This window comes from Lactobacillus laiwuensis (assembly GCF_019972835.1).
In the GTDB taxonomy this organism is placed as follows: domain Bacteria; phylum Bacillota; class Bacilli; order Lactobacillales; family Lactobacillaceae; genus Lactobacillus; species Lactobacillus laiwuensis.
The window spans coordinates 244,515-270,358 of record NZ_BPPB01000004.1 but is presented as its reverse complement, the minus strand read 5'-3'; the positions used below and the strand labels follow the sequence as shown (position 1 = coordinate 270,358).

Annotated in this window: 13 protein-coding genes and 1 riboswitch; of the genes, 12 read left to right on the top strand and 1 reads right to left on the bottom strand. The window is 37.0% G+C overall.

The window, feature by feature from the left end; translation table 11 throughout:
- Positions 1-4 precede the first annotated feature (4 nt).
- From LDM92_RS04025 to glmU, 10 genes are all read left to right on the top strand, one after another.
- Entirely contained in the window at positions 5-484 is a 480-nt protein-coding gene (locus tag LDM92_RS04025) for a deoxycytidylate deaminase (protein ID WP_223902126.1), read from the top strand.
- A complete protein-coding gene (locus LDM92_RS04020) occupies positions 441-1,076 on the top strand; it encodes a TPM domain-containing protein (RefSeq protein ID WP_373868642.1) in 636 nt (211 codons plus the stop codon). Before LDM92_RS04025 ends, LDM92_RS04020 begins: the two co-directional genes overlap by 44 nt.
- A 67-nt stretch (positions 1,077-1,143) precedes the next feature.
- A riboswitch (M-box (ykoK) riboswitch) is annotated at positions 1,144-1,309 on the top strand.
- An 89-nt stretch (positions 1,310-1,398) separates the two neighbouring features.
- Positions 1,399-4,089 carry a magnesium-translocating P-type ATPase gene (mgtA, locus tag LDM92_RS04015; protein ID WP_223902125.1) on the top strand — a complete coding sequence of 897 codons (2,691 nt, stop codon included), beginning with the start codon at positions 1,399-1,401 and terminating at the stop codon, positions 4,087-4,089.
- A gap of 115 nt (positions 4,090-4,204) precedes the next feature.
- Positions 4,205-6,181 (top strand): methionine--tRNA ligase, encoded by a 1,977-nt coding sequence (gene metG / locus LDM92_RS04010; protein WP_223902124.1) that lies wholly within the window; start codon positions 4,205-4,207, stop codon positions 6,179-6,181.
- Positions 6,181-6,948 carry a TatD family hydrolase gene (locus LDM92_RS04005; RefSeq protein WP_223902123.1) on the top strand — a complete coding sequence of 256 codons (768 nt, stop codon included), beginning with the start codon at positions 6,181-6,183 and terminating at the stop codon, positions 6,946-6,948. Before metG ends, LDM92_RS04005 begins: the two co-directional genes overlap by 1 nt.
- The gene (gene rnmV / locus LDM92_RS04000) at positions 6,935-7,501 is read left to right on the top strand and encodes a ribonuclease M5 (protein WP_223902122.1); all 567 of its coding nucleotides are present in this window, start codon (positions 6,935-6,937) and stop codon (positions 7,499-7,501) included. The genes LDM92_RS04005 and rnmV overlap by 14 nt, the downstream gene beginning before the upstream one ends.
- Complete coding sequence (rsmA, locus tag LDM92_RS03995; protein WP_223902121.1) at positions 7,491-8,384, top strand: 16S rRNA (adenine(1518)-N(6)/adenine(1519)-N(6))-dimethyltransferase RsmA; 894 nt, start codon at positions 7,491-7,493, stop codon at positions 8,382-8,384. Before rnmV ends, rsmA begins: the two co-directional genes overlap by 11 nt.
- Before the next feature lie 84 nt (positions 8,385-8,468).
- Entirely contained in the window at positions 8,469-8,714 is a 246-nt protein-coding gene (locus tag LDM92_RS03990) for a Veg family protein (RefSeq protein ID WP_046332563.1), read from the top strand.
- Between the two features lie 123 nt (positions 8,715-8,837).
- Entirely contained in the window at positions 8,838-9,668 is an 831-nt protein-coding gene (gene purR / locus LDM92_RS03985; RefSeq protein WP_223902120.1) for a pur operon repressor, read from the top strand.
- Between the two features lie 61 nt (positions 9,669-9,729).
- Positions 9,730-11,115, top strand: a complete 1,386-nt coding sequence (glmU, locus tag LDM92_RS03980) for a bifunctional UDP-N-acetylglucosamine diphosphorylase/glucosamine-1-phosphate N-acetyltransferase GlmU (RefSeq protein WP_223902119.1) — start codon at positions 9,730-9,732, stop codon at positions 11,113-11,115.
- Positions 11,116-11,222: 107 nt separating this feature from the next.
- On the opposite strand, the gene LDM92_RS03975 is transcribed toward glmU, so the two are convergent.
- The gene (locus LDM92_RS03975; RefSeq protein ID WP_223902118.1) at positions 11,223-22,169 is read right to left on the bottom strand and encodes an SLAP domain-containing protein; all 10,947 of its coding nucleotides are present in this window, start codon (positions 22,167-22,169) and stop codon (positions 11,223-11,225) included.
- Between the two features lie 588 nt (positions 22,170-22,757).
- Between LDM92_RS03975 and LDM92_RS03970 the strand changes: the two genes are divergently transcribed.
- Both LDM92_RS03970 and LDM92_RS03965 read left to right on the top strand, forming a co-directional pair.
- Positions 22,758-24,317 carry an SLAP domain-containing protein gene (locus tag LDM92_RS03970; RefSeq protein WP_223902117.1) on the top strand — a complete coding sequence of 520 codons (1,560 nt, stop codon included), beginning with the start codon at positions 22,758-22,760 and terminating at the stop codon, positions 24,315-24,317.
- 149 nt (positions 24,318-24,466) lie between these two features.
- The gene (locus LDM92_RS03965; RefSeq protein WP_223902116.1) at positions 24,467-25,843 is read left to right on the top strand and encodes a glycoside hydrolase family 1 protein; all 1,377 of its coding nucleotides are present in this window, start codon (positions 24,467-24,469) and stop codon (positions 25,841-25,843) included.
- Position 25,844: the final 1 nt, after the last annotated feature.

Genomic DNA, 25,844 nt, shown 5'->3' with positions numbered 1-25,844 from the left:
AAAAATGCGTAAGCGAATTCCCTGGAAACAGTACTTTATGATGCAGGCCTTAGTGATTGCCCAGCGTTCAACATGTGACCGGGCTTTGGTTGGTAGCGTTTTGGTAAAAAAGAATCGGATCATTGGCACAGGCTATAATGGTTCTGTTACGGGACAGCCTCATTGCGATGATGTGGGACACCAATTGGTTGACGGGCACTGCGTGCGCACTATTCATTCTGAAATGAATTCATTGATCCAATGTGCACGTAACGGCGTTTCAACCGATGACACAGAAATTTATGTCACACATTTTCCCTGTTATAATTGTGCTAAGGCATTAGTGCAGGCTGGAGTTAAAAGAATTAATTATTACTTCGACTATAATGACAGTCCACTTGCGATTAAACTTTTTGAAGACTGCGGGGTTCCTTATGAACAAATTAAAATCGATCGACAATATGTGGAGCAATTGGCCCATAAGCTGGAAGACGCTGAAAACTAAGTTTACTTTGCTCACGGCCATTATTGGCATTTTTCTAACGATGACTGGTTTTTCAAGTCCTAACATTAAAGATAATAGCAATCTGCTTGAACGCGAAACCAGCAAATTAATTTTAGCAAAAAATGACCGTTATTTTCAGACTAGTGAGCAACCACAAATTATTGTAAAAACGGTAAACCGGGTTGACCATTTAACGCCTGCCAAATTAAATAAGTATAAGCGGACGGTTTTTATTGTTGTTGGCACTAAAAACAAAAAACGCAATGTGCAAATTTATTCCAGTAAAGATCTGCATAGTGCGTTTTCGGCTGATGTTCGCGGCAATATCATTCGCTCACAATCCGATAAATTGCGCAGCACTAATAAAAAGAAATTTAATGAAGGTTTGCGCTTTGTATTTAGAGCATGTGCCACTACTATTGATCAACGTTACCAATATTCACTGGATAAGTATGATTTGTCCAGTGATGAGCGGGCGCAGCTTTCTCACCCTCACAGGTTGGCCTTGCCCATAGCCTTGGCGCTTGCTTTATTAATTGGCGGTTTGATTTATTTCTTCAAAAACAATTTGAACCTAAGAAAAGATAAATAAAAAAAGACAAAAATGTTGACTTTATCATGTGTTATGTATTACACTCACAATGCAATTAAATAAACAACAAATAAACTGTTAGGTGAGACTCCTACGTGAACAAATGCTATCGCCCGGAAACATCCAGAGATGCCAACGGGTCAAATAGTTTTCGTCGATATAAGGCGAAAACCAGATAGCTAGCTGTATGACTTACGTCACGTAGTGTTAAAACTGAACGATGAGTATAATAATACCTGTTGAAAAGGGGCGCCAAGCGGTTAGCATAGGCGGCTCTTTTTTTAGTTTGTTTGAATTAATTCTGTGATGAGGAGTGGGGATAATGCTGAAAAAACCAAATGGCACAACTAGCAACAAAGATTTGGCACTGGTCAAGGCAATTGCCAAGGAAAGCAGATCAGAAACTTTGGCGCGGCTACATGCGAGCAGTAACGGGTTAACCAGCAAGCAGGCTGAAGAAAATAGGGAGGAATACGGTGCTAATACAATTGCTTCAAATAAACATAATTCTAAGTTGCGTTTTTTAGCTGAAGCTTTTATTACTCCTTTTACACTAGTTTTATTGGTTTTGGCAACATTATCTTTGTTTACTGATTATATTTTTGTGCCAGCTGGTGAAAAGGATTTGACAACCGTTGCAATTATGCTAACGATGGTTTTAATTTCTGGTATTACCAGTTTTGTCCAAAACGTTAGGTCTTCAAATGCGGTAGATTCACTATTAAAAATGGTTTCTGTTACAACAGATATTATTCGTGATGGCAAAGACCAGGAAATTGATACTAGTGAAGTAGTGGTAGGTGATGTGATTCGCCTAGCTGCGGGTGACATGGTACCGGCAGACATGCGACTTTTGACTAGTAAGGACCTCTTTTGTTCATCTAGTTCTTTAAATGGTGAATCAAACCCAGTGGAAAAGATTGCTACAGAAAAACCTAAACTTGGTGCTGATCGCGACTATCTTGATTATCCCAACATTCTCTACGAGGGCACGACGATCGTTTCCGGTTCTGGTTTAGGAATTGTTTTTGCTACTGGTGAGAGAACCATGTTCGGCAAACTGGCTCATGATATTTCACATAATGATGTTAAGAATACTACCTTTGACATTGGTATCAAAAATGTTTCTAAATTATTGATTATCATGACTGCAATCATTGCTCCTTTGGTTTTCATCATCAATGGCATCACCAAAGGTGACTGGGTCAATGCGCTAATTTTCTCAATTGCTACAGCTGTTGGCTTAACCCCTGAGATGCTGCCTGTAATTGTGACCACCAATCTGGTCAAGGGGTCAATTGAGATGTCCAAAAAAGGCACTATTGTCAAAAAGATGAATTCAATTCAAAACTTTGGCTCTGCTGATATCTTGTGTACGGATAAGACGGGAACATTAACGCAGGATAAAGTGGTTTTGGAACGTCATTATGATCTCAACTTAAGAGAAAATCCGCGTATTTTGGAATTAGGCTACCTTAATTCTAACTACCAAACGGGAATGAAAAATCTGATTGATAAAGCAATTATTGAAGCTGCTGGCGATGAACTAGACATCAGTGAAATTCAGCGTGATTACAATAAAATCGATGAAATCCCCTTTGATTTTTCCAGAAGGCGCATGAGCGTCGTGGTGGAAAACTCTGATGAGCAACATGGTGAGCACCTGTTAGTAACTAAGGGTGCTTCAGAAGAAATGATGGCTGTTGCTACCAAGCTTGAAGTTGACGGTCAGATTCTGCCTTTGACTCCTGAGCGAAAACAAAAAGTAATGGCTAAGGTTAACGACATGAATGATGACGGCTTGCGCGTTATCATGCTGGGATACAAGCGTAATCCTGCTCCTGTTGGAGAATTTTCGGTTAAAGATGAAAATGATCTTATTTTATGCGGCTATCTGGCCTTCCTTGATCCACCTAAAGAAAGTGCTAAAGATGCTTTGGCACGCCTAAAATATGATGGCATTAACGTTAAAATTTTAACAGGGGATAATGAAGCAGTTACCAGAACTGTAGGCCTGCAAGTTGGTTTGAATGTTGATACGGTTTATTCAGGGGCAGATCTGGAAGGAAAGAAACCAGAAGAATTAGCTAAAATGGTGGAAGAGTGCAACATTTTTGTCAAGTTATCACCGGAAGATAAAACCAAAATTATTAATCTGTTAAAGCAAAATGGTCATACAGTAGGCTATATGGGTGATGGCATCAATGATGCGCCTGCAATGAAAGCAGCAGATGTCTCAATTTCTGTTGATACAGCTGTGGATATTGCTAAGGAATCTGCTGACATTATTTTGCTACATAAAGATTTAAATGTACTAGAAGAAGGCGTGAGAATCGGTCGCAAAGTATTTGGCAACACTATGAAATATATCAAGATTACGCTTTCTTCCAATTTTGGCAATATCTTATCAATTATGGTGGCTTCTTCATTCCTGCCATTCCTGCCGATGCTCCCGTTGCAGCTGTTAGTTCTCGATTTACTTTATGGCACTAGTTGCCTCTCTCTGCCATTTGATGATATGTCTGATAAGTTTTTAAAAGAACCACGAACATGGTCGACTAAGAAACTACCTAAATTTATGTTTTATTTCGGGCCTACATCATCTATATTTGATATCCTGACGTTTGCCCTATTATTCTTTGTAATTTGTCCGCAATTAGTCGGTGGCAATTATAGCGCGCTTGGAGCAACACAAAAAGTAGCGTTTGTGGCACTTTTCCATACTGGTTGGTTTATTGAATCACTTTGGACTCAGGAAATGGTTATTCATGCACTGCGTGATCCCCGTCTGCCATTTGTTAAACAGCACGCAGCACCAGCAGTTACCTTGGCCACATTTGGTGCAGGAGTAATTGGAACTTTAATTCCATTTTCATTCTTGGCAACAAAGCTGGGTTTTGGCAAAATGCCAATTGAATTTATGTGGGTAGTATTTGGTATACTTGTTCTATATATTTTACTGACTACAGTGATCAAGCATTTTTATTTAAAAGGTGAAAAGTTTTTAATCTAAAATAAGCACAGAATGCTAAATATCTACTAAAAAAGAGAACTCCGTAAGGAATTCGCTTTTTTATTGGTGTAGTATAATATAATATAATTAAACAAAAATTAAGGAGAAAATGAAAATGGCTGATAAAAAAACTTTCTATATTACAACCCCTATCTATTATCCGTCTGGTCGATTGACTATTGGTAATGCGTATACTACTATCGCAGCAGATGTGATGGCACGCTACAAACGTAGTCAGGGTTACGACACCTTCTTTTTAACCGGTACTGATGAACATGGATTAAAAATTGAACAGAAAGCTGAAAAGCAAGGAGTAAAGCCACAAGAATTTGTGGATAAAATGGTTGTTATTTATAAAAAGTTGTGGAAAAGCCTTGATATTTCTTACGACAAATTTATCCGGACAACTGATAAAGAACACGTAAAAGGTGTCCAGGAAATTTTTGAACAGCTGCTAAAACAGGGTGATATCTACCTTGGTGAATATACTGGCTGGTATTCAGTAGAAGACGAAGAGTACTTCACAGAGTCACAATTGGCTGAAGTTTATAAAGACGATGATGGTAATGTGATTGGTGGTAAGGCCCCATCAGGTCATGAAGTACAGCTTGTTAAGGAGCCATCATACTTTTTCAAAATGAGTAAATATGCTGATAGGCTATATCAATATTACCAAGATCATCCTGATTTTATCCTGCCTCATTCTCGTGAAAAGGAAATGGTCAACAATTTCTTAAAACCGGGTCTTGAAGACCTCTCAGTTACTAGAACTACTGTTTCCTGGGGCATTCCGGTACCAAGTGATCCTAAACATGTTGTTTATGTTTGGATTGATGCTTTATCTAACTATATTACAGCTTTGGGATATGGTTCAGATGATGATTCATTATTTAAAAAATATTGGCCTGCAGACATTCATCTTGTAGGTAAAGAAATCGTACGTTTCCATACTATTTATTGGCCAATCATGTTGATGGCTTTGGGATTACCGTTACCTAAGCACGTCATTGGTCATGGCTGGGTGTTAATGAAGGACGGCAAGATGTCCAAATCAAAGGGTAATGCTGTTTATCCTGAGTCTATCATTAATCGCTACGGTGTGGACGCTTTGCGCTACTACTTGATGCGGGCCTTGCCGTTTGGCTCCGATGGTGTCTTTACGCCAGAAGATTTCGTTGAGCGAGTTAACTATGACTTAGCCAACGACTTAGGTAATTTGCTTAACAGAACTGTTTCAATGATCAATCAGTATCAAAATGGACATGTTGAACCAGTTGACAAAGAGCAGGATGATTTAGGTAAGGACTTGGCCCAAACAGCGGCAGACGTCGTTGCCAGCTACAAAAAAGAAATGGATACTTTGCACTTTACTCAAGCGATTGAGAATATTTGGAAGTTTATTAATCGTGCTAACAAGTATATTGATGAAACAATGCCTTGGAACTTAAACAAGGAAGGAAAATCTGCTGATTTAACTCGAGTAATGTCAAACTTGGCAGAGAGCCTGCGAATCATTGCCTTATTAATCGCGCCAATTATGACCAGAACTCCAGTTGAAATGTTCAGACAATTAGGTCTTGACTGGAACAATGATGAAGAAAAGAAATTAGAGTTTGGTGCCTGTGCTTGGAAAACTCAGGTCATCTCTGATCCAAAACCAATTTTCCCAAGAGTCAAGCCTGAAGAAGAAATTAAATACATTAAAGATGAGATGGCTAAAGCTAAACCTAAGAAGGAAAGCCGCAGTGAACAAGGTCAGGATAAAGAAATTTCTATAGACGATTTCGCTAAGGTTAAAATTCAAGTTGGTAAAATTTTGTCTGTTGAGCCTGTTCAAGGTTCTAAGAAATTATTGCAATTCCAAATGGACTTTGGTAATGGTGATGAAAGACAGATTTTAAGTGGTATTCGGCAATATTACCCTAATGCCAGTGAATTACTGGGCAGAAAAGTTTTGGCCGTAACTAATCTTAAGCCGCGCAAAATGTTGGGTTATTTGAGTCAAGGTATGCTTTTGTCTAGTGAAAAAAATGGTGCAGTTAAATTAGCTTTAGTCGGTGACGAACATGAAATCGGGGCAGAACTTAGTTAATGGAGTTAATTGATAACCATACTCATTTACAGGATGAGCCTTTTCGCGGTAAAGAAGAATTTTATCTTGACCGGGCACAAAAATTGGGTGTTACCAAAGTAATTTGTGCTGGGCAGGATCCTGATTTTAACAAGCGTGCGATTGATTTAAGTCAGCGTTTTACTCAAGTCTATGCCATGGTTGGCTATTGCCCTGATGTTGCCAAAGATTATGGTCAAAAAGCAGAGGATTTACTGATCGAGCAGTTGCAACTGCCGGGTGTGGTTGCCTTAGGTGAAGTAGGTCTTGATTATTATTGGGATGAGTCTCCTCGTGACAAACAAAGAGAAGTTTTTGCCAGGCAGGTTGAACTGGCTCATGAATTGAAAAAGCCAGTTGATATTCACACTAGGGATGCTTTTAGCGATTGCTACGAGATACTAAAAAACAGCAATTTAGAGTATGGTGCGATTTTACACAGCTTTAATGGTGATATTTCATGGCTGAAGAAGTTCTTAGACTTGAATGTGTACTTTTCATATTCAGGGGTTGTTTCTTTTACTAAAGCAGTGAAAGTGCATGAAGCAGCTCAAAAAACTCCTTTGGAGCGTTTATTAGTTGAAACAGATGCACCCTATCTCACTCCTAAGCCGTATCGTGGCAAGCAAAATGAACCTGCAAATGTTTATTATGTAGCCCGGGCAATTGCTGAATTAAAAGGTCTTACGCTAGAAGAAGTTGCTCAGGCAACATATGCAAATACAATGAGGGTCTATGGACTTAACTAAGAAACATTTTGATGCCGTTGTAGTCGTTGAGGGAAAAGACGATACAATTCGGCTTAAGCAATTTTTCCCAGGCATTGAAACAATTGAAACTAATGGCTCCGATGTGCCTGAAACAGTGCTGATACAGCTACAGGAATTAGCTCACAAAAGAGATATTATCGTTTTGACCGATCCTGACTTAAATGGTGAGCGAATAAGACGTCTGGTGACTCAGGCAGTACCAACAGCTAAACAGGCTTTTATTACTCGTAAAGAGGGAGAGCCTCATAAAAAAGGTTCCCTTGGCGTTGAACATGCACCAAAAGAGGCATTGGTGAAAGCCCTAAGTGATTTACATGAAAAAAAGGTGCCAAATACTGATTTAACAAGAGAAAAGTATCAAAAATTGGGTTTAGCAAGTGGCCCTAATTCACGTAAATTGCGGGAATTAGTTGGCAATAAACTGCGTATTGGCTACGGTAATGGCAAGCAGTTTTATCACCGTTTACAAACTTTTGGTATTTCGCTTGCTGAACTTAAACGAGCTGTTGAGGAGGTTCAAGATGAGCAGTGAGATTCCCATTGGTTCCCCTGTTAGAACTCAGGCAATTATTAATCGGTATTTTATGAAAGCTAAAAAGAGCCTGGGTCAGAATTTTTTAATAGACTTGGATGCTCTTCAAGGTATTGTGCAAGCGGCTGACATTAAAAAAGATGACCAGGTAATCGAAATTGGCCCTGGAATTGGGTCTTTAACCGAACAATTGCTGAAGGCAGGAGCCAAAGTTTTTGCTTATGAGGTAGATGAAAAACTTCCTGAAATATTGCACAACGAACTACCGGCCAAAATTGCTGGAGCACCACTGAGTGTCCGGTTTAAGCTCAAAATGAAAGACATTTTAAAAGCTGATTTTAAACAGGATTTGGGTGATTTCTTTGATCTAAACAAGCCAATCAAAGTAGTGGCTAACCTTCCTTATTACATCACAACACCGATAATTTTCTTCCTTAATAACTCTAAGTTAAAATTTTCCAGCTTGACGCTGATGATGCAAAAAGAAGTGGCAGATCGCTTAAGTGCTCATTCTGGGACTAAAGAATATGGTCCCTTAACAATTGCTGTTCAGGCAGAAATGGCCGTTCAATCATTTATGACGGTAAAAAGTTCTTCTTTTATTCCAAGACCAAAGGTTGACTCCAGTGTCGTGGTTTTAAAGCCTTTGCCTGCGGAAAATAAAATTGATATAGCTGACCCTAAGCACTTTAATTGGGTAGTTAAGATGTGCTTTGCACAACGTCGTAAAACATTAAATAACAATTTGAAAACACTCATACCAAACAATGATGAGCGAACACATTTAATTAAGTCATTAGGAGTCGATTCTCAAATTCGTCCAGAACAGTTGACTCTTAAGCAATTTGTCCAAATTGCTGCCAAGGTTCCAGTTAAAAATTGACGAAAATATTCTGTGGTACTTTTTAAAAAGAATTGAAAAAATAATAATAAAGTGGTATAATTCAACCCAAAGGAGTTGTTTTCATTGCCAACATCTATTATGACCATTAAAAGTAAGCTGGATTCACACTTGGGTGATTCGTTGACTGTAGTTGCAAGAGCTGGACGTAAGAAAGTTACAAAAAGACGTGGAATTTTAAAGAATACTTTTCCCGCAGTTTTTGTAGTTGATTTAGATCAAGATTCAAATAATTTTGAACATGTTTCTTATAGTTATACGGATTTGTTAACCAAAAATATCACATTAAAATTTGATGACGCTGTGCAGTAAGATTAAAGCGATTATCTAGAAAATACTTTTTGGCATTAACATTTAGTAAAATGTTAGTGCCTTTTTTTATGGTTGAGTGTATAGTAGTAACTGGCAAAAGACAAACAATAGGAGGGTAATTCTATGAAACGTTCAGAGAGATTAGTTGACATGACTAAATATTTGATGGAACGACCACATGACTTAATTCCGCTACCATTTTTTGCAAAAAGATATGGTGCAGCAAAGTCTTCGATCTCGGAGGATCTTGCAATTTTAAAACATACTTTAGCAAATAATCAAGACGGTATCTTAGAAACTGTCGCTGGCGCGGCTGGGGGAGTGCGCTATATTCCTTTTTGGGGCAAAAAGCATGCTCAGAAATATTTAAACGAGTTGGCAAATCGCATTGAGGACCCTGACCGCATTTTAGCAGGAGGATTTGTTTATTTATCTGATATCATTGGCAATCCACAGGACTTGGATAAGATAGGTAAATTAATTGCTACCAGGTATGCGTATTCTAACATTGATATTGTGATGACGATTGAAACTAAGGGCATTGCTTTGGCACAGGCAGTTGCACGTTATTTGAACGTGCCATTTATCATTGCACGTAAGCGCTCAAAAGTCACAGAAGGTGCGACGGTATCAGTAAACTATATTTCTTCTTCACTTGATCGTGTTTCTAAAATGGAATTGCCAACTAGAGTGTTAAAAGAAAATTCCAATGTTTTGTTGATAGATGACTATATGATGGCTGGTGGCACTTTAACAGGAATGCAGCAATTAGTTAGAGAATTTAACGGCAACATTGCTGGTGTTTGTGTTTTATGTGAAGCGGATTTTGATGATGAAAAATTAATTGAAGGTCATCTTTCTTTAGTCAAAATCAAAAGAATTGATGATAAGAGGAAAGTCATAGTGGCAGAGCCGGGATCTTTGATTGTACACACAGATTTTGACCGCTTTTAATTCATAAGATGATATACTAAGATGTAATAATAATCTAGGAAAATAAAAGAGGCTAAAATTAATGAAAAAGTTTGTAATTGTTCTGGCAGCGGGCAAAGGAACCCGCATGAAATCAAAGTTGTACAAGGTCTTACACCAAGTATGCGGCAAGTCAATGGTCGAATATGTTGTTGAAGCAGCGCAAGCAATAAAACCAGATAAAATAGTTACAATTGTGGGTAATGGTGCAGAAAAAGTTAAAAAAGTGCTTGCCAATAAGTCTGAATTTGTTTTACAAAAAAAACAACTTGGTACGGGTGATGCTGTTTTAACTGCCTCAGATGAGTTAGCAGCAGAAAAGGGTGCTACTTTAGTAATTACGGGTGATACACCACTATTTACAAGCCAAACTTTTCAAAAATTATTTGATTATCATCAAAGCAAAGGTAATGCGGCTACTGTTTTGACCGCTCAAGCTCCTAATCCTTATGGCTACGGTCGCATTATTCGAGACGATCAAGATAATGTTTTAAGGATTGTTGAACAAAAAGACGCCACAGCAGATGAATTAAAAATCAACGAAATTAATACCGGTGTTTTTTGCTTTGACAATCAATTGTTATTTAGTGCCTTAAAAAAGGTCGATAATCAAAATGCTCAAGGAGAATATTATTTAACTGACGTGCTGGAAATTTTGCGTAACGAAGGGCAAAGAATTGGTGCATATAAAATGCCAGATTTCAGCGAAAGCTTAGGAGTTAACGATCGTTATGCTTTAGCTCAGGCCACCAAAATTATGCAAAAAAGAATTAATAAAAAGCATATGGCAAATGGCGTAACTTTCATTGATCCTGATACGGCTTATATTGATGCGGAAGTTAAAATTGGCTGTGATACGCTGATTGAAGGCAATGTCGTGATTAAGGGCAATACTAAAATTGGGAACGACTGTGTAATAACGTCTGGCTCTAGAATTATTGATTCTAAGATTGCTAACAATGTTACAGTAACTTCTTCAACGGTTGAACAAGCAGAGATGGATGATTTTTCAGATGTTGGTCCTAATTCCCATTTACGTCCAAAAGCAATCATAAGAAAAGGTGCCCATATTGGTAACTTTGTAGAAATTAAAAATGCTGAAATTGGCGAAAATTCTAAAGTAGGTCATTTGACTTATATTGGGGATGCTACATTAGGTAAAGATGTCAATGTTGGATGCGGTACTATTTTTGCTAATTATGATGGTATCAAAAAAGATCATACTAATGTGGGTGATCGTGCGTTTATCGGCTCTGGTGCTACTTTAGTTGCACCAGTCAATATTGCTGACCATGCCTTTGTGGCAGCAGATTCAACAATTACCAAAGATGTGGCCAAATATGATATGGCGATTGCTCGTGGTCGTCAGGTAAATAAGCCTGATTATTGGCATAAATTGCCTTTGTCTAACGATCCTAACTGGAAATGAGATTAATAATGAGCTGTAAGATGATTCCAGCTCATTTTATTTACAGCATAATAAAAATAGCTCCAGAATTTTAAACTTCTGGAGCTATTTAGTTAAACTAAACCTAATTATTTAAAATTAGCTTTTTTAACAAACTTATTTTTAGCAACAATATAGTATTTCTTGTTGTTTATTTTGACAGGATCGCCATAAGTTTTAACTGCTTTACGTTTCTTTAAAACTTTTTTACCAATTCGATTCCCATGTTGACTATAGATATAAGCGTTATGCTTTAACTTCATCTTCTTAGAATCGATATTAGCAGCAGCTATCATTAAACCATCTTCCAGTTCATAGAATGACCTGCCATTAATCAATCGCTTGTTAACGGTGTTTATACTTGAACCAGCCAGAATGACTAACTTATTGGCACGTTTTCCTTGCTCATCATATAAATATGAATTGTGCATAATTGCTTTTTCGACTACTGGTTTTGGCTTTTCAGTAATCGGTTCGTTAATTGGAGCTGCAGTGACAGCTGCAACAGCAGCTTTTTGGACTGCAATATTTGCGGCTTTAACAAAACGGTTTTGAGCAATAATGAAGTACTTCTTGCCCCGAATGGTTACTGCATCACCATAAGTATTAATGTTATTGCCTTTTCTTAATACACCTGCTTTCTTAACTCGTTTGCCATGCTTATTGTAAACGTAGGCGTTATGTTTTAATTTTTGACTGGTTGAAACAACATTGCCAATAGCGACATAGTAAACTTTGTTCTTATTGCCTTTGTCAACCAGAATGTAATAATTTTTGCCGTTAATCTCTTTTGTACCGTATGAAGTAATGATTGAGCCAGCGCCTAGTACAACCTTATTGGTACGTTTGCCATTTTCGTCATACAGGTAAGCATTATGCATTAAAGCTAATTGTTCACTTTTACTTAAATCAAGTTTTGGCTCTTCTTTTTCTTCTTTGCCAGCATTGTCAATAGGGCTAGGAATAACTGGGGCAGAACCACCACCAGTATTAATGTCATTGCCATGATTATTATCATTACCGTGATTATTATCATTTTCATGATTATTGTCATTATCATGGTTGTTATCATTGCCATGATCGTTATCGTTGCCATGATCGTTATCGTTGTCATGGTTGTTATCGTTGCCATGATCGTTATCGTTGCCATGATCATTATCGTTGCCATGATCGTTATCGTTGCCATGGTCGTTATCGTTGCCATGATTATTGTTATTATCTTGGCTATTGTCATTGCCATGAAGAATATGATCAATCGTTTCAGAATCAGTGGCATCGAGATAAAGCTGATTAATAGCATCATCACGTAATTTGGTAATTGTCTTACTGTCATTGACCTCAGGCTGATTGATGGCATCTTTTGCATTATTCATATCAGTAGAAATTTGTTTAATAACAGTTTCTTTTTCTTGTTCAGTGTATTTGCCTGAAGACTGAATTTCACTTGTTGCAGCTTTTTGAGCCTCTGTCAATGCTCCAGCAGCTATATCTTTTTCACCAGCTAATTCTATTGCGGCAAGTTTATCCGCGTTAGCAGGATCACTGAGAGCATCTTTAGCATTTTCGTATGCTTTATCAATGCTGGTAGTGTTTGCTTTATCCTTAAACCTGTCTGTAAGAGCTTTAATAGCAGAATCATAGGCAGCTTTTAGTCTTTCTTCTTGTACTTTGCTATTATTGTTTAAAACATCATCAAGTTCTTTACTGTCGGCTACAATGATACTGCTTATCTTGTCAACTGCATCTTTTCTGGCAGTTTCTACCGCTTCTGAGTCTTGTGCTTGATCGATTGTGCCGATTTTATCGGTATTAGCTTCAGCTACTTCATGGTCAATACGATCTTTTATTGCTTGTTTTTCAATATCAGTATAATCGCTACCATCCTGATGTTTTAATTTATCAACTTGGTTTTTTGCGTTATTAGCGGTATCAGTTACTGAACCTTTGGCTATTTCTTTTTCAGCTGCTATCTTATCAGCTGCAATATTTTCAGGTGAGTCACCATTGACACGTGAATGCTCATGGTAGGCTTTATCAACGCTGGTGGTATCTGCATTTTCACCAAATTTTTCTTTTAGTTCATCAACTGCTTGTTGGTGTTTATTAGCTAATTCAGCGTTTGCCTCTTCTTTAAGCATATTGTTAGATTCATCTTTAGCGGCATTACCAGCGCTGTTGATATCTTCTTTAGCGATTTCTGTGATTTTATCAATCTGTTCCTTCTTGTTAGAGGTGTCACCTTTAGGAGCATTAATTGCATCAATCTTATCCTTGGCTTTTTGGCTATCCTCTTTGATTTGCTCTTTCAGCTTGTCTTTTGATTCAGTAGATAATTTATCATTGCCGTCAATTTCCTTATTAACTTTATCAGCTTCTTCATCAATGTCAGCTTTAGCATTTTCTTTGTTGATGATAGTCATTGCTTCATCATAAGCCGCACTAGCAGTCTGGATATCAGTAGCAGTGATAATAGTATGTATTTTATCGACAATACGATTACTTAATTTTTGCGACAGTTTATCTTTCAATCTGTCTTTTAATTTATCGAATGCGGTGTTAAGGCCATCTACGCCTTCAGCACCTTTAAGGGCATTGTTTTGTTCATGACCAAACCATTCTGGTTCATTGCCAGTTTCAGGTTTAGTTAACAAACGATCAATATTTTGACCAATGTTTGCTTCATCTGGGAGGTCAGCAATTGTTTGAGCACTCTCTATATCTTGGAAACTCTGCTGATAAGCGTCATCAATTGCAGCTTTAGCTGCTTTCTTTTGCTCGGCTGTTAATTGAGATTGATCAATTATAGTATGAGCCTTAGTTTGTTTATCCTTTAGAATACTTTCAGCTTTTGTCTTTTGACCAGCTAGGGCAGCTTGATCTTTAATATCATTGATAGCGGAAATAGCTTGATCTCTACTGTTATTTATCTTTTGTTCAGCATTTTCTTCAGATTGTGAAATGGAGTTAATGTCAGTTCTTGCTTTTTCAACAAGTTTTTGAACTTGTTCCTTCTGCTTTTGTTGATCCTCTGGCGATAAACCTGATTTGTCTATTGCATCATTAGCTTCTTTTTGAGCTTGTTCTACTTTAGAGATTGCATCTTGCTTGGCCGTAACTATCTCGGCATTTTCCTGTGCAACTTGGAAAATACGGTCGACTTCTGCTTCACCAAAATCTTCTGTAGCTGATCCTTTCTCGGCGTGTTGAGCTTGTGCTAGTGCATCTTCGTAACTATTTTCAAGTTTAACACCGGCAATTTTATCTATAGTTCTCTTGATGGCTTCGTCAAGTTGCTTTTGCAATGAGTCAATTTGGTCTGGCTCTAGGTTGGTTGCAACATCTTCAATTTTTCCTTTATTGTTAACATAGTCCTTAAACTTGTTAATCAGCTTATTCTTTTCTGCAGTTAATTGACTAGGCAACTTGGCTTGATCAATATTTGCTTTGGCATCTTGCTCTAACTGCGACAGCTTATCACTTGTACCGCCATAAATTGAACTAATACCATCATTTAATGCCTGATCAATGTCTTTATAGCCACTAATGGCATCGCTGCCTGCTAGGCCTAAACTATCAATTTCATTCTTTGCACTTGTGGCATATTCTTTCAAGTCCTTAACGATTTGATTTTTATTATCAAAGTCTTCACCCAACTTGTTAATTGTAGCAATGCCTTCATTTGCAGCTGCTTGAATTTGCGTAATAGTGTTTTGCTTATTATTTCTAGCGGCATTGATCTTTGCAGCAGCTTTCTTTTGCTCTTGATCTATTTGCGCTTTCATTTGATCGGCAGCATCGCTGTCTTCAGCTTCATCAGCTTTAGCCTTGGCATTAGTGGCAGCAGTTTGTAGATCATTTAAAGCTTTGGTTAAAGCTTCTTCTTTATCAATGTCACTGCTAATGTTGTTAAGAGCAGACTCACCCTTACTCCTGGCAGCATTGATTTTATCTTGATCAGTAGCAGCAGAAATATTTGTTTTAGCTTTGCCTAAAGCTTCGCTAATAGCATTGCTTAACTCGTCAACCTGATTTTGATCAAGTTTATTGTGCAACAGGTCATCGTTTAAGCGCTGGTTCAATTTCTTAGCTTGCTCAACTAGTGCATTGTATGCGGCATTTTGTTCCTGCAATAAAGTAGCATTATCTTTAGCATTTTGCACAATACCGTTAATCGCATCTTTGCCAGCTTGTTTTGCTTGTTCGACATCAGCTGGAGTTTGCGCCTTGTCGATGTTTTTGATCGCCGTGTCTTTATTTGAATTAATTAAATCGATCTGTTTTGCTTTTTCTTCATCACTTAAAGCTGATTGATCTATTTTATTGATTTCATCTGCAGCTGTTTGGGCGATATCATCTAGATATTTATTCGCATTATTCTTAGCGGCTTGTAATTGAGCATCGCTCAAAGCCTTGTCAATGTTAATTATTCCAGTTATTGTAACAGATTCTATGTCGGTAACTTTTTGCTGACCGTTAACCTGGTTGACAGCTTCTTTCCATGCATTTGTTGCTTGACTCTGATATTTGTCTTTTTCTTCCTTGCTTAAACCTTTGATTTGGTCAATTTGATTTAAAATTCCTGGAGCATCAGGATCAAGGGAACCATCTGCTTTATGCTTACCGTTGAGTTCATCAGTAAGTGCATTGATTGCTTCTTCTTTTGCTTTTTTAATTTTGTCAGCATCATTTGATTCCGCTGTTGCTTTAATAGCCCTTATTTGTTTAATAGTAGTATCCCGAATGCCTAAAACGGTACCACTATCTTGGGCGGCATTAATTGCTGTATTAGCAGTCCCAACAATTGAGTCAACGCTCTCTTGATCTGCCTTATCTTTTAAGCTGTTCTTGACTTCGGTTGCAACATCCTTAATAGCCTTTCTTGCTTGGGCTTTGGTGATTGCCAAGTTGCCACTGGCTTCAGCTGTATTGATTGCGGTAATAGCATCGGTAGTGATTTTATTGATAACATCTTTTGTTTTGACGTTTTGTAATTTGCTGATGGCACTAGTAGCAGCTTGATTAATATCCGAAATTGCCTGATCATATTTTGATTTAGCATCTGCCTTTTCTTCAGCGCTCAGAGAATTATAGGAGGAATTCAGCCTGTTAATTGCTTCTTGAGCAGCGTTGTTGATATTATCTTCACTGTTATTTTTAGCATCTTCCAAATCGGCAGTAGTTGCATCTGCTACGACTTGATCAATAGCATTTTTACCCTCGTTTTTAGCCTTGTCAACTGCGTCATTAGTCTTTTGTGACTCAATATTCTGCTTAGCTTTATCTTTTTCATCATTGATTTTTGAGATAGTCTCTGTCTTGTCAGCATCAGACATTGAAGACTGATTAATTTCATCAATTGCTTGCTTAGCATGTTCATCAATTTCATCTTTGGCAATATTAATATTGGTATCAAGGCTTTGAGCATCCCTGATTACCTTACGCATGTTATCGATGCCTTTTTGCTTCTCAGTATCAACTTGATCAATGGCAGCGTTCTTTACTTTGGCAACTGCATCATCGTAGTAATTGGTTAACTGCTTAATTAGGCCTTCTTTAGTCGTACTGTTGACATTCTGTAAGCCGGAAATTTTATTGTTGACTTCGTTATAAACACTCAGTAATTCTTTCAGAGCGGCGTTTCTGGTAGACTGCAATGCTGCTTTATCGCGAATCTTGTTTAGGTCTTCTCGACCAGCATTAGCTGCGGAATCAATTTCTTCTTTAGTGTCAGCATTTTGAATATTAGTTTTTGCTGTTGTTAAAGCATTATCAATTTCGTCATAGTAGCCGTTCTTTTCTTTTCCAGAGAGGTTAGAATCCTTTTCGATATCTGCACGAATTTTCTCTGCCAGGGAGTTTAGTCCAGTATCTTCGTTAGTTAAAGCGTCATCTTTTTGTTCTTCTAAGAATTTTGCTTGTTCGTCGGCAATACTGCCAGCAACACTGGCCATAGCATCGATACCGTCATCTCTATCTTTGACTACCTGTTCGGTGGTCAAGTCTTTATAAACGTTGCCAACTGCTGTTTCGTAAAAACCATTAATTTTATTAGTTAAAGCATCTTTTTGCTCACTATTAATTTTATTATCTTTAAAAGCCTGATCGATAGTGTTTAAGTCTTTTTCTCTCTCTTCTTGCAAGGCTTTATTTGCCTGAGATTTTGCGACTATCAATTGGGCCGCAGCCAAATCCTTGTTAATACTGTCTTTAGCTGCTAGTTTAGCGGAATTAACACCGTCGATGTCTTTAGCAGCATTAATTAAAGCCTTGGCATTATTAAAGTCTTTATCAATAGCTTCTTTATAATGTTGTTTAGCTTCTGGACTTAAATCAGTACCGTCAAAGCCATCTATTTTATTTTTAGCGGCTTTAGCGGCATTCTCAACTTCCGTAATTGCAGCTTGGCGTTGTTGGTCTAAATTGTTTGTACCAGCATTGGCAGCATTCTCCAGATAATCTGTGATATTACTAATAGCATTGTTTTTATCCGTTTCAATTGCGGTTTCATTATCATCTTGAGTGACATTAGCGACACCAGTATCTGCAGCTGCGTTAATTAAATCTTGATATTTGTTTTTGTCTTCAGCACTCAGATTATTATCATTTTTAATCGTGGAGATGGCTTTGTCTTTAGCATTCTGAATATCTGTTATAGCTTGATTACGTTGACCCCTGAGATTTTGCTCGTTAAGTAAATCGTTTAATGCAGCAGTACCTTCTTTAGTAGCTTCATCAACATCTGCTAGAGTTTCTCCCTTATCAATGCGGTCGTTATAACCCTGACTTCCAGTAAGCAAATCATTGGCTTTGTTTACAGCTTCATCTTTATTTTTAGCTGTTAGATTAGGGTTCTTTTGAATTTGATCAACAACAGCTTTTTTGGCTGTTTCCAGTTGATTCTTAGCAGCAGATTTATACGCGTCTAAAACATTCTTTTTACCATCAATAATGTCTTGCTTAATGTCAGCAGCAGAACTGTGACTGTCGATGGCTTTATCAGCGTTTTTGACTGCGTTATCAATATTTGTCTCTTTAGTTACTCCTAAATTGCCTTTAGCCGTATCTGCATCTGCCTTAACCTGTGCTTTAGCGTCATCCTTAAATGCGTTTAAAATATTATCTTTTGCCGTTTTTACAGTTTGGGTAATATTTTGACTGCTGTCAGCATTATCTTGAATTTTATCAATTGCCGTTAATGCATCTTTTAAAGCTGTCTCGACCTTGTTGACTTTGCCGAGAACATTTTCATAACCTTTAGTATAACCAACAATTTCTGACTTAGCAGCAGCTTTATTGATTAAACTCTCAGCAGCAGCTTTTCTCTTATTGATAATTTCATCGTCATCAGTGCCGTAAATAGATTTGCCAGTATCGCCAGTTGTAGCTGTCGCGTCAGCAACCGCTTGCTTTACTTCATCAAGGTAGGGCTGTTGTTCATCTTCAGATAAACCAGAATTCTTAATCCGCTCTATAGCTTTAGCAGCAGCTTCATTAATATCATTTGCTGCCTTTTCTCTTTCCTTGTTGGCATGTGTGCCATTAATATTATCAAGCCCCTTATTAACGTCATCTTTAGGGTTATTGCTGTTAATAATATCTTTGATAGCTTGATTTAAAGCACCTTGGATGTCCTCTTTATCATCTGCATGTTGTGTAATTTGCTTTTTAGCAGCTTCTTCTAAAGCCTTGATGGCATCAACAGTATCTTGCACGCCTTGAATTGCATCTTTTGCTTCTTTTTGATGGTTATTAATAGCTTTTTCATTATCGTCTTGATCAAGATCACCGTCAGTGGCAACAATTTCTTTTGGCCTCTTTAGTCTGTCTTTTAAGCCGGTAATTAATTCGTCAACAGGCGATTTGACATTTTCGTCTTTTGCGACTTCGTCAATGGCCTTTTCGACGTTTGAAATTGCTTGATTGATATCTGTTTTGACATTATCACGGTAATCTTTCCCAATTTGGTTGATGGCGTCAATACCGTCACTGACAACTTGTTCAATATTAGTGTTATTTGTTTCAGGTGCTTGTACATTGCTGATGGCTTGCTCTTTTGCATTAATTATAGTTTGTGCCTGTGAAGGAAACTTAGAAATTTGATCATTGGCCTGTTGAGTTAATTTTGTAATTGCATCAGATTTTGCTTTTTCAAAGTCTGCTTGACCTTTGGCTGCTTGTACGGCCTTTGCCACTATGTCTAAAGCCGTCTTTTTCCTTTTATTTATTTCACTAATTGCAGTTTTGGAAGATTGCACCCCGTAAACTGATTTATCAGACTCGTAATTGCTATCCTTAATATTAGCAGCATACTTGGCAGCCTCATTCATTGCATCTGTAAATGCTTTTTCCTGATCTTCAGTTAAACTTTTTGGCTTATTGTCTTTAGCTGTGCTAATTGCATCTTTAATTGCTTGAGCAGCTTCTTGTTGTATTTCACTAAACGGCTTGATCCCCAGACTAACTATAGTTGGTCGAATGCCATCAGCAATGTCTAACGGACTATATTCAATAAAGTTCGCATGAGGAGTTAGCTGAATGGTAGCGTCTTTAGCCATCTTGGTGGTAATTTCAGGAGCAAGGGTAATGGTAAAGGTGCCATCTGCAGCAACTTTAGCAGCAAATTTAGTTGGCAAAAGTGGCAAGTCATTCGCTTCGCCGCGGTATGTATCAACGGTTTCTGCATAAGGGTTATCTATTGTTGAATCAATAATGGTCTGACCATTTTTGTAAACACCACTATCCTTGAAACTGGCTAAAACATAGGCCTCAGTACCACCTGGTAATACACTTTGGAATAAGTTGTCACTAGCTGGACCGTCATTTGCTGGAGTATAGTTTAAAACCTGTCCTTTAATAATCTTCGAACCATCTTCTTGATCGGTTACTGTGACGTTTGCCGGGTCTATGTCTAAGAACCCACTTGGGTTAGCCGGTATAAATCTGATGTTATTGTAACCCGGATTTTCTTTGTTGGAAAAAGCAGCTTCAATGACAGCATCAAAGAGATCATCGTATGTTTTACCATTATTAGTCTCAAGCAGTTTCTTAATGCTTTCTGGTAGATTATTAAGGATTTCAGCGAGTTGAGGGTTGTCATTTTTAACTTGATCAAGGTCAAATTTTCTCATGCCGTTTAATAATTCCAGTGTATTGACAGCAATTGTTTTTTTGGTCTTTTCAACCTGTAAAACGTGAAAAGGGGGTAACACTAAATTGTTCTGACTACCGTCTGTTTTGCCTAAGAAATCATTGAGGTTTAATAGCTGTCGCACATTGGTGACTGTAATTTTACTATCACCAATAATACTGGTAGTGTCATTTGGATTCAAATGAGCGTCCAAAACCAGAGAAGTAGGGTTATTAACAATCAGCAGCCCAGTTTTTGCAACATCAACCAGTTTAATTGCTCCAGTACCCGCATCACCAACCAGTTGAATTTCAAAACCACCATTTTGGACATTGGCTTTACCGTCTATCTGTACTAAGGTACCTGAGTATTTACCCATGTTTTCACCGGTAATTTTCAAGGCGCCGCCTGAATGAATGGTAAAGTCACCACCTACATAAATTAAGTGTTGGCCATTTTTAGTAGAAATATTGCCGTTTGTGTTGACGTTAATAGTGCCGCCTCTACCAATGTTAACTTTTGATGTTTTAGATTCTAAGTAAATTGCTCTTGACTGACCAGCATTTTGTACACCATCATACTTAAGTCCGCTACTTTCACCAATGCCAATGTTTACTGTACCGTTAACATTTACCTGACTGTCGCCTTCAATATAGATTGCACTGATTGGTCTTGAATATTGACCATTATTGGCACCATTTTTCCCGTTATATGTCTTGAGTGGAGTAAGGGTAACATCGGCTCCATCTTCAACATTAAGGACATTGTTTTTCCCTTTCATTTCAATTAGGGTACCGCCAAATGTTGCCCCTTTGAACTTACAGCCAGCTTTAAAAGTAATGCTGTTATTATCCTTAGTAAATTCTAGCAACTGCTGCTTACTGCCATCATCTACCCCGCCTGTTTCCATGGGCATTTCAACCGTTTCCGCATTGATGATGCCTTCGAAAATAATGTCGGTGTTACTATCAGTATATAATAATTGTGAACCCGTAAAGTCAATATTCCTAAAAGTTACTCTTGCTGACTTTCCCCCATGAGTATTAACTACACCAAAATAATCAGCACTCATGAGTGTTAAATTTTCATAGGTAATATCACCAATGGTATTATTCTTAATTTTGGGATGGATACTTCTAAAATCTATAGTATATTTAGCATCACCAGCAGACTTAATTAATAATTTTCTTCCTGGAAAGTTTAAAGAGTCACGTCCATTACCCTTATTGGAACGAATATTAGCTGTAATATCAATCTCGCTTACATTGATATTCTGATAGGCTTTGACAAAATCTTCCCAGGTACTCACACTTCTAGTTGGACTGGAGTCTTCTTGCTCCTTAGTATCAATTGGAGTAGTATCAATGTCTTCGTTTGCATCAGTCTGATCTTCATTTGTTATATCAGCTGTATTTGAACTGTCTGTTGTGTCGCCAGGCTTTTGCCCAGTTGCTGGATCTTGTTGACCTTGCTCTTTATTATTTTGCTCAGTGTTAGTGGCAGAATCTTGTAGATCATTTTTGTCAGCCTTGTTAACAGAACTTTCCGTTTTGTCTGTTTTAGCAGCGTCACTTTCTTTGTTATCACTACTAGTAGCTCTTAAAAACGAACTCAAGCCAGAAAATGTGGCCAAATTTGGTCCATCTTCTGGCTTGTTGGTTTTTTCTGCTTTAACAGCAGTAGTAGAATTTTGAGCATCACTAATACTACCAGGAGGAGTGGTAGTATCTTGAGGTGAAATATTCTCTTTAGTTTTGGTATTTTCTTCAGTTTGTTGAGTTGGAATAACAGTATCAGCCTTAACTGTCTTGCTATTTAAACCAAAAAAAGTAAAGCCAAGCAGTACAGAAGCAGCACCAATACTCAATTTGCGAATTGAGAAATGGTCTTGCTTATCTTGCATTGCCATTTTTTTCACCCGTTCATTGTTATTATTCTTTCCTAGCATATATATATATATCCTTTCTTATTTAAATACTATACAACTATAAATTTACTTGACGATTTATCAAATGTCAATAATTGAATTTTATTTTATATTATTTTATAAATAACTTGTTTTTAAAAATAAACTATAAAAAGCAAAAATTATATATAATAAAATAAATTAAAGCTTTAGTAGCAATGGGAAAATTAATATAACAAAAAGTGCTTTTTTATTGATATTTTTAGTAAAAATAACAAAAATACTTTTTTAAAAATGGTGTAAATATTATGCCCAATATAAATGTATTTTAGTATAGTATTTAAACATATATAATAAGTTTTTAAATTTAACAGCCTAAGTTTATTTCTTATAAGCTGTAAATAAAAACTGTGAGTTAATGAAAAATTACAACTTGTAAAATAAGTGAAATAAATTTTGCGGGTATTTTACATTTATGCAAGAGTATTAAGAAAAAGTAAGTAAAGTTTTACATTGTTTATGTCAATCATTTTTTAGTATACAATATTAGGTATTGATAGAATTTTATAAATAACGAGGTAGAGAAGCAAAATGAAATTTAGTCATAAATTTATGATGATATCGGCTGCTGCGTTAATTGGTGTTAGCCCTGTAATAGGAGCAGGTCAATTTACTGCTGTTCAAGCAGCTGACAAGGTTGCAACGAAGAAAAGCAACAATTCAAAGCAAAATACGATTAAGTTGAGTCATAATGCTTATGTTTATGACAAAAATGGCAAGAGACTGAAGACCTATATGGGTAGTGCTAAGAATACCAAAATAGGCAAAGGTATTACCTTGACATTTAGTGAGAAAGTTACAATCAAAAATAAGGAATATTATAATTTGGGTGGCAATGCCTACGTTAAGGCAGCCAATGTTGGCTATGTTAATGGTAAGAAGGTTGTAAAACCTGCAGCTACAACTAAAGCTAAAATAAAGCATAATGCCTATATTTATGATGCAAAAGGTAAAACCGAGAAAAAGAAGATAAAAAAGGGTCAAACAGTTACAGTTGATCAACTTATTTATATTGGTAAAAAGTTGTTTTACAGAATTGGTGGCCAAAGCAACCAGTTTATTAAGGCAGCTAATGTGGGAAAAACTACAGGCGCTAAGTTAAAGCCAGTTAATAAAAAGCCAGGTAAGGATGATAATTCACCAAGTGACAACCAGAATGATCCTACAGTAATCACATTAAGTCATAATGCTTATATTTACGATGGTAATGGTCACTCCACTAAAACTTTAATTAGAAAAGACGAAAAAATCACAGTTGATCAACTCAAATATATTGGCAAAAAGCTGTTTTATCGGATTAAAGACGATAACTTCCCTGGTGAAGATCAATGGGTTAAGAAGAATAACGTTGGTATAGTTTCTGGCAAACAATTGCAGCCAACAAATTCAAAACCTGAAGATGATACAGACGTCACAACAATTACTTTAGCTCGTACTACCAATGTGTATAACAGCAAAGGTGTGGCACAACCAACCAAAACTTTTGCTAAAGGCCACAGGGCACGTGTGACAGAATTAAGGTACATCTGGGTAAAGGATGATAATAAAGCCGAATTGTTCTATAAATTACAAAGTGACAAGAACGGTTATATTAAGCAAGACGATATTAGTAAAGTTAGTGGTGTTAAACTAACGCCAGTCAATACTCCGGAGACAGCTAAAGGTGAGACTGTTACTGCTACTTCAACTGATAAAAAGGCTCTGCAAGACTTGTTAACTCAAGATGCAGCAGTTAAAGCGAGTGATTTATATAAGCTTTCCGCTAAAGCTCTGCGTAATGCCTATGATTCAGCCATTTCAAGTGGTAGTCAAGTTAATACAGCTATTGCAACGGTGGCCCAAGTTAGTGATATAGTAAACCAAATAAATAATGCGAAAGCAGCCTTAAATGGCAAAAAAGTAGTAGTTAATGATTTGAAAAATTTGACGATCAATGAATCTAATCAAATAGTTGATTTGGTTGCCAGCGTCAACGGCGTTGATAAAAGTGCCGTTCAGTTTAGCAATAATAATACAGTACTGACTGTTACAAGCGCTAATGGCTTCCAACAAACTTTAAATATTTCTGACTATGCTGCAACAAATAAGTAGTGTTTTGGTATTTCAAATAGGACGACATCTTTTGAAGGTGTCGTTTTTCTATATGGTTTTGCAGTGAATTAGTTAAGTACTTTACTTAATAAAACCATTTTTATATAATATTATTGAAACGTTTCAAAGAAATGAAATGAGGTTAGGAAATGGTAAAAAAGGTTTTCCCGAAAAACTTTCTGTGGGGCAACTCTACATCTAGTATGCAAACTGAAGGAGCTGTCAAAGAAGGAGGCAAGGGTAAGTCAGTTTATGATACTTATAGAGCAAAAGATGGCACTTCAATTTGGGATACAGCAATCGATGAGTACCATCGCTATCCAGAAGATCTTGATTTATATGCTGATCTGGGGATCAACTGCTACCGTTTCCAAATCTCTTGGAGTAGGGTTAATCCTTTGGGTGATGGTGATTTTAATCCTGAAGGAATTAAATTTTATTCAGACTTAATTGACAACTTACTTGCAAGAAATATCGAACCAATGATTTGTCTTTACCACTTTGATATGCCATTGAATTTAGCCCAAAAGTACAATGGTTTTAGTAGTCGCCACGTAGTTGATGCTTTTGTTCGTTATGGCAAAAAAATGATTGATATTTTTGGTGAAAGGGTAAAATACTGGATAACATTTAATGAACAAAATCTTTATTTTATGCCTGGAGCAACAAAAATTGCCGGCAAAATAAAAGGTGAGGAAACAATGGCTGATTTGTATATTATTAGTCACCATTTGATGCTGGCTCATGCGCAAATTGCTAATTACTTACATAAAAAAACAAGTGCTAAAATAGGTGGTATGTTGGCATATAGTGAAGTTTATCCAGCTTCATCAATGCCTAAAGATATTTTATATGCTCGTCAAATAGACGAATTTCTTAACAAAAACTTGCTTGATGCCTTTGTTTTAGGACATTATTCAAATGAAGTAGTTAATTTTGTCCAAAAAAATAATATTCAAACTGGTGTCCTACCTAGTGATCTTGCAGAAATCAGTAAAATGAAAAGTGATTTTATCGCATTCAGTTATTATCAAAGTTCGACAATTAGCAGCACTCTTGTACCCGAAAAAACTGCTCCTAATTATTACTTTAAATTTGGTGGAAAAGAGAATCCATTTTTACCAGTAAATGAGTGGGGTTGGTCGATTGATCCTGATGGCTTTAGGGATGTTTTGACTAAAACCTATAATCAGTATCATGTACCTCTGTTTCCTATCGAAAACGGCATTGGATTAAGAGAAAAATATGACGGTAAAGAAATTCAAGATGATCAGAGAATTGAATACCACAAAGAACATTTACGTGCTTTAAAAAAAGCAATGAATAATGACGGTGTCAAGGTTCTAGGCTATTTAGTCTGGGGGTTAATTGATATACCCAGCTCTGGCGGAGATATGGCTAAGCGTTATGGCATGGTTTATGTTAATCGCACTAATACCGATTTATTGGATCTTAAACGCATTCCTAAGAAGAGTTATTGGTGGTTTAAAAAGGTAATATCAAGTAATGGCGCAAGCCTGAATTAAA

What these genes read in the sequence shown, in the direction of transcription:
- metG (WP_223902124.1), top strand. Translation starts at nt 4,205, where the DNA reads ATGGCTGATAAAAAAACTTTCTATATTACAACCCCTATCTATTATCCG.
- LDM92_RS04005 (WP_223902123.1), top strand. Translation starts at nt 6,181, where the DNA reads ATGGAGTTAATTGATAACCATACTCATTTACAGGATGAGCCTTTTCGC.
- LDM92_RS03970 (WP_223902117.1), top strand. Translation starts at nt 22,758, where the DNA reads ATGAAATTTAGTCATAAATTTATGATGATATCGGCTGCTGCGTTAATT.
- LDM92_RS04025 (WP_223902126.1), top strand. Translation starts at nt 5, where the DNA reads ATGCGTAAGCGAATTCCCTGGAAACAGTACTTTATGATGCAGGCCTTA.
- purR (WP_223902120.1), top strand. Translation starts at nt 8,838, where the DNA reads ATGAAACGTTCAGAGAGATTAGTTGACATGACTAAATATTTGATGGAA.
- rnmV (WP_223902122.1), top strand. Translation starts at nt 6,935, where the DNA reads ATGGACTTAACTAAGAAACATTTTGATGCCGTTGTAGTCGTTGAGGGA.
- rsmA (WP_223902121.1), top strand. Translation starts at nt 7,491, where the DNA reads ATGAGCAGTGAGATTCCCATTGGTTCCCCTGTTAGAACTCAGGCAATT.
- LDM92_RS04020 (WP_373868642.1), top strand. Translation starts at nt 441, where the DNA reads ATGTGGAGCAATTGGCCCATAAGCTGGAAGACGCTGAAAACTAAGTTT.
- mgtA (WP_223902125.1), top strand. Translation starts at nt 1,399, where the DNA reads ATGCTGAAAAAACCAAATGGCACAACTAGCAACAAAGATTTGGCACTG.
- LDM92_RS03965 (WP_223902116.1), top strand. Translation starts at nt 24,467, where the DNA reads ATGGTAAAAAAGGTTTTCCCGAAAAACTTTCTGTGGGGCAACTCTACA.
- LDM92_RS03975 (WP_223902118.1), bottom strand. Translation starts at nt 22,169, where the DNA reads ATGGCAATGCAAGATAAGCAAGACCATTTCTCAATTCGCAAATTGAGT.
- glmU (WP_223902119.1), top strand. Translation starts at nt 9,730, where the DNA reads ATGAAAAAGTTTGTAATTGTTCTGGCAGCGGGCAAAGGAACCCGCATG.